Annotated in this window: 4 protein-coding genes; 2 read left to right on the plus strand and 2 right to left on the minus strand. The window is 66.3% G+C overall.

Translation table 11 applies throughout. From position 1 onward, the window contains the following. Nucleotides 1-451: 451 nt before the first annotated feature. On the minus strand, nucleotides 452-1,819 hold the full coding sequence (locus AB0L57_RS28900) for a GAF domain-containing protein (protein ID WP_364968707.1): 1,368 nt from the start codon (nucleotides 1,817-1,819) through the stop codon (nucleotides 452-454). Between the two features lie 146 nt (nucleotides 1,820-1,965). Beyond that, nucleotides 1,966-3,363 (minus strand): mycofactocin biosynthesis glycosyltransferase MftF, encoded by a 1,398-nt coding sequence (mftF, locus tag AB0L57_RS28905; RefSeq protein WP_364968710.1) that lies wholly within the window; start codon nucleotides 3,361-3,363, stop codon nucleotides 1,966-1,968. A gap of 358 nt (nucleotides 3,364-3,721) precedes the next feature. Here mftF and mftR2 point away from each other — a divergent pair, with 358 nt between their 5' ends. Both mftR2 and AB0L57_RS28915 read left to right on the plus strand, forming a co-directional pair. Next, a complete protein-coding gene (gene mftR2, locus AB0L57_RS28910) occupies nucleotides 3,722-4,360 on the plus strand; it encodes a mycofactocin system transcriptional regulator MftR2 (RefSeq protein WP_364968711.1) in 639 nt (212 codons plus the stop codon). A gap of 68 nt (nucleotides 4,361-4,428) precedes the next feature. Continuing rightward, complete coding sequence (locus AB0L57_RS28915) at nucleotides 4,429-5,490, plus strand: ferredoxin--NADP reductase (protein ID WP_364968714.1); 1,062 nt, start codon at nucleotides 4,429-4,431, stop codon at nucleotides 5,488-5,490. Nucleotides 5,491-5,645 lie beyond the last annotated feature (155 nt).

Here is a 5,645-nt window from a genome sequence, read left to right on the forward strand (position 1 = left end):
CAGAGCCCTCCTCGATCGACGAAATACCCAGCAACCGAACGTTTTCGGGCAGCACGAAACAGGCCCCGGATGCGGCCCGGAGGCACGCGCGGAGGCATGGCCACAGATGGTTCGGCGAAGACACCACACGCCCCGACCGCGTGGGTGCGAAGAATCGAAATAGATTGCGTCTCAGTAATTTCGGTGAACCAGAGTGGTCACCAAGTCATATCGAACCGACACCCTCCAACATCCCGGCCGACGCATTCCCCGGCCTCATCTCCTGCGTCCGGTGGCGAATCACGCACACCGTGTCATGCAGCGAACATTAGGCCGAAGACTTATAAAAAGGAACGAGATCCTTCAAAAAAAATCGGACCGATGTCCAACTCGACCGATAACCGGACAGAGATGTGCCCGAAACCACAGTGTGACCTGCGAGTGTGAGTCAGAGCACTTTCAGACGCGGAGCCTACGAGCCGAAACGTTGCATCTGCGTTGCATCGGCCCCGATTCGCCGGTCGAGCACCCGGATTTTGGCCTCGATCTGGGCATACAGGGCGGAATCGCGATCCGCGGTCGCGCGATAGGCCACCCACGCGGCCGCATCGTCACGCCCCTCGGCGCCCGATGTCCATCGGCCGAGCACGGCGGCGTCACCGGATCGCAACACCGCGGTGCGCAATCGCACCCGCAATTCATCGCGGATGTCTATCACTCCGGGAGCTGTCGAACGGGGCAGCACCGGGCCGGTGTAGTGGTGCACCGCGCTGTGCACATCCCCGGAATCCAGCGCCGCGCGCAATGCCTCCACATCCGTCGACACCGGGACCCGCAGCCGATAGGGCCGCGAGCCGAAGACCTCCGGTCCCACCACCGACCGCAGTCGCGACATGGCCGCCCGGATGGTGGCGTTGTCGAGATCGGTGTCGTCGAGCAGCAGCGCCAGATGATCGGCCGACAAGCCCTCGACGTGTTCGGCCAGCAGCAGCAGAATCTCGGCATGGCGCTGCGACAACGCGATTCGCTCACCGTCGACGGACAACTGCGGCTGCCCCAGCCCCAGCACCTCGAGCGCCAGGCGGCCGGTGGTTCGCGCCGCCGGTCGATCCGCCACCGGGCGCGGTCCACCCCGCTGTTCGGTACGCACGGCGGACAGCACCAGATCCATCTCCGCCGCGGTGGCCGCCGCCTTCACCAGCGCCAGGATTTCGGGACGGGCGACGCGCACGCCGCCCGCGATCATCAGGACACCGGCCAGGCGACCGTCCGGATCGTGGACGGGCGCGGCCGCTCCGGTGAGCTGATGCATCCGGTGCAGGAAATGTTCCGGGCCGTGGATCCAGGTCGCGCGGCCGGTGCGAACCACGAGGCCCACGGCATTGGTTCCGATCCGGCGTTCGGACAGATCATCGCCCTCCCGCAGCCCGACCTCGGCCGCGGCCTCGACTCGGTCCGGATTGCCGTGCACCGACAGCACCCGGCCGAACTGATCGGCGACAACCACGATCAATCCGATCCCGGTGGCATCCTGCAACAGCAGTTTGTCGACCAGTGGCATCACCGCGGCTATCGGATGGTTGTCGCGATAGCGCTGCAGATCGGAGCCCCGCAGCCCACGACCGTCGAGAATGTCCATCGGATCGACGCCGCCGCGCAGACTACGCAACCACGACTCCAGAACCAGCGGACGTAGTAATCCGGGCAGCTGGTTGAGCTGATCTCCCCCGACACTGAGATATCCATGGGCCTGAGCGGCATAGGCTTCCAGCGCACCGAGCTGCGTCCCGGGCTCGACCCTGTGCCCTGGGCGGTTATCGCCTGTGAGATTGCTGACCATTTGCCTTTCTTTCCCGTCCCACACTGTACCGGCGGGTCGGGAACGGCATGGGTGAAGCTTGCGGTTTGTCCGGCAGGTCACACCGGGTCCGGATCATCGGGAAATGTGAGGCAGGCGGCATCGCAGTGACACTGTGTCGCCCGTCATCAATGGCGCGGGACGGCCGGGCGCAACGCGGCAACATTACGAGCCCGGATGGCACCCGACCACAGGCCGGTGCCATAAGCGATATCGTCGAGCCGCTTGCAGAACAGATAGCGCAGCGGGTCCAGGCCACCGGCGTCGCGATGAGTGAACCAGTCGGCCAGTCCGTCCGCGATCGCCAGGGTCAGCGCGATCCGGCGAATCCGGCGCGAGGCGATCATCGCCAGCACCGTCACCGGCCAGTAATGCCGGCACAGCGCCGAGACGATGCGCCACACTCCGCCGGAGAAGCCACGGGCCAGGTGGATCGCCGCCACCCGGGTCGGGTTGTCGAGCTCGGCGAAGACCCGCCGCAGCCGGATCAGCGCGGCGACCAAAGTCGCGATCCCGCCGAGTATTCCGGCCCGCGAGGCCGTGGCCAGCAGTGCCGTCGCCGCGATCGTCCAGAACGGCACCGACAGCGGCGCGACCATACCCGTGTGCCGTCGGGCCAGCGGCGCCGCGCTCGCGCCGTGGGACACCTTGCGCCCGAACCACTTCCCGAATGAGGCCGGCTGATCACAGGCCACGTGCGCGGCCGGCTCGTAGCGTAGCCGCCAGCCGGACCGCTCGAGGCGCCAGCACAGATCGATATCGGCGGCCGAGCGCATCTGCTCGTCGAAGCCGCCCTCCGCCAGCAGCGCGCGCCGGCGAACGAGCAACGCCGCGCCCGGAGCATAGGAGACCGAGCCGCGCGAACTGACCGCGGTTTCGCGGCGGCCGAAATCCAGCGACGAACGCGCGCTCTCGTACCGGCCCAGCACACTGGCATCCGGTTCCCGAGCCACGATCCGCGGTGCGACCAGCGCCACCTCCGGATCGCTGAAATGCCCCAGCATGACCTCGAGCCAGCCCGCGCGCGGCACCACCTCCGAGTCCAGGAACGCCACGAACTCCGTTGTCGCGGCGAGCAATCCGGCATTGCGCGCCGCGACCACCCCGTGCCGGGTGTCGTGGCGCAGCACGGTGACCCGGCAGCGCCCGCCGGTGCGCGGAATTCGGACCGGCCGATCCGACCCGTCGTCCACGACCACCACACTGTGCCCGCGCAGGGTCGCCAGCAGCCGCTGCAGTCCCGCGGCGTCGTTGTGATGCGGCACCACGACGGTGACGTCCTCGGGCGACGGCAGCAGCCGCGGACGCGGGTTGGCGACCCCGGAGTCGAGCAGCCGTCTGGCAACCACAGCGGACTTGGGATCCGTCACTTCGAGATACCCGTCACCGATCAGGGCGGCCGCATCCGGAGCCAGCTTCAGCAACCTCGTCGGCGTACCACCGACCAAGAGCCTTCCACCGGAATAGGCGCGCACCCGAGGATCGATTCGCACCCCGAACCCGTTGGGTAGTCGATCATGGCGCATTCCAGGAATGCTATGCGCAAACCGCTCGCGGGACATCCTCAGTCGAAAAAAACGGCCGGAATTCGATACCGAATCCGGGCACCGGCACCGCATTCGGCTTCGCGGGCCGTCAATGGCGGTACACAGTAATCGGCTATCACACAGCAACATTCACTTACCGGGCGACTCTTCCGTTTCGAAGCAACTCCGGCGCACCCTCGGCTAATCCACAGCTCGATGCCTCGCCGGACCGCGTACCAGCCACCACCCTGTACCGGACCGATGCGGCGAACTCGCACTCTAGACTGCGGAAGGCAAGCACGTTGAACAGCAGATGACGGATGTCCGACGGGCGAGCCGCGACAGGTCTCGAGGTGGCATGGGAGTAGGACGGATGCAGACGAGCGGCGGCGGCAACACACTCTCGGAAGCCGAGATCGTCGAGGCCGCATTGCGCGTGGTGCGCGCCGACGGAGTGGAGAAGCTGTCGATGCGACGGCTCTCGCGCGAACTCGGCGTCTCCCCCATGGCGCCCTACTATTACGTCGCCGACAAACGCGAACTGCTGGATCTGGTGGCCAGCGCGGCCCTGACCGGAGTACGCACCCCGCCACCGGAGTTCGGCACCTGGCAACAGCGACTGCGGGAACTGATCGATCAAATCGACGAGAAGCTACGCAAACACCCGGGATTGGGTGACGTGCTCATCGAACAGACTCTCGGCAAACAACTCGATCTGATCGCCGCCGTGATGGGAATCCTGTCCGACGCCGGATTCGACGACCGCAATGTGCTGGCCGCCTACGCCACCATTCACACATATCTGTTCGGCCGCGCCCGGGTCAATCCGCGTGACCACTCCGCATTGGCCGACACACCACTTCCGGATGCCGTCGAGCGGGCCGTGAAGCATCTGAGCGATCTGCGTGGCAAATACTCCTACGACTTCGGCATGGAGGTGCTGATCGCGGGGCTCGAGGCCCAGCTTGTCCGGCAGCGGGACGGGCACGTATCATAAATTAGAACACGTTCTAGTTTGCGGTAAGGTACAACCCGACCCGCTGACGTCCGGCCCGAGAGGACACCATGACCACCGTCGATCCCGTCGTACCGCACAGCTCGCGATCAGCCGTGCTGCGGGTCGCCGCTGTCGTCGAGGAGACGGCCGACGCCTGCTCCCTGGTCTTCGATGTGCCCGAGGATCTGCGCGAACGCTTCGCCTATCAGCCCGGCCAGTTCCTGACGCTGCGCATTCCGAGTGAGCGCACGGGTTCGGTCGCACGCTGCTATTCGCTGGCCAGTTCACCGCACACCGACGACCGGCCCAAGGTCACCGTCAAACGCACCGTCGACGGATACGCCTCGAACTGGGTGTGCGACAACGTCAAAACCGGTGACGAGATCGAGGTCCTGCCGCCGTCGGGCATCTTCACCCCGAAGGATCTGGACGAGGATCTGCTGCTGTTCGCCGCCGGCAGCGGAGTCACTCCGGTGATGTCGATCCTGAAGTCCGCCCTCGCGCGCGGCAGTGCGCGGATCGTGCTGGTCTACGCGAACCGCGATCCGGAATCGGTGATCTTCGCCGAGGAACTCCGTGAGCTCACCGCCAAGAACCCGCAGCGACTGGTGGTGCTACATTGGCTGGAGGTACTGCAGGGACTGCCGACCGTCGAAGGATTGGCCGCGCTGTGCGCGCCCTTCACCGACCACCGCGCCTTCATGTGCGGCCCCAAACCCTTCATGGACCGCGTCCACGACGCGCTGGCCCAACTGGAGGTGCCACGCACCCGCACCCACGCCGAGGTGTTCAACTCGCTGTCCGGTGACCCGTTCGCCGACACCGCGCCCGCCGAAGTGAGCGAAGAGGATGCCGCCGACGCCGCCACCGTAGAGGTGGAACTCGACGGCGAGACGCACTCGATGCAGTGGCCGCGTCGCCAGACCCTGGTCGACATCATGCTCGCCAAGGGCCTGGACGTGCCGTACTCCTGCCAGGAGGGCGAATGCGGCTCCTGCGCCTGCACCGTGCTGGAAGGCAAGGTGGAGATGGACAATTCGGAGATCCTGGATCCGGAGGACATCGAGGCCGGCTACATCCTCGGCTGCCAGGCGCATCCGGTCACCGACCATCTGAAGATCCAGTTCTGAAATCTTGGCCTTCGCTTCGGCGGGGTTCGCGGCCCCTTGGTCTCGCCGTTCGGGTACCGCTCGCTGGTGATCACGGCCGCAATCGTGGTCGGTGCACTCGCGCTGGCCCGGATCGCGGCGGGGGTGATCACCGATCCCGGGCGGCGCACACTCGC

Origin of the sequence: Nocardia sp. NPDC052254 (assembly GCF_040679495.1) — a bacterium.
Lineage (GTDB): Bacteria > Actinomycetota > Actinomycetes > Mycobacteriales > Mycobacteriaceae > Nocardia.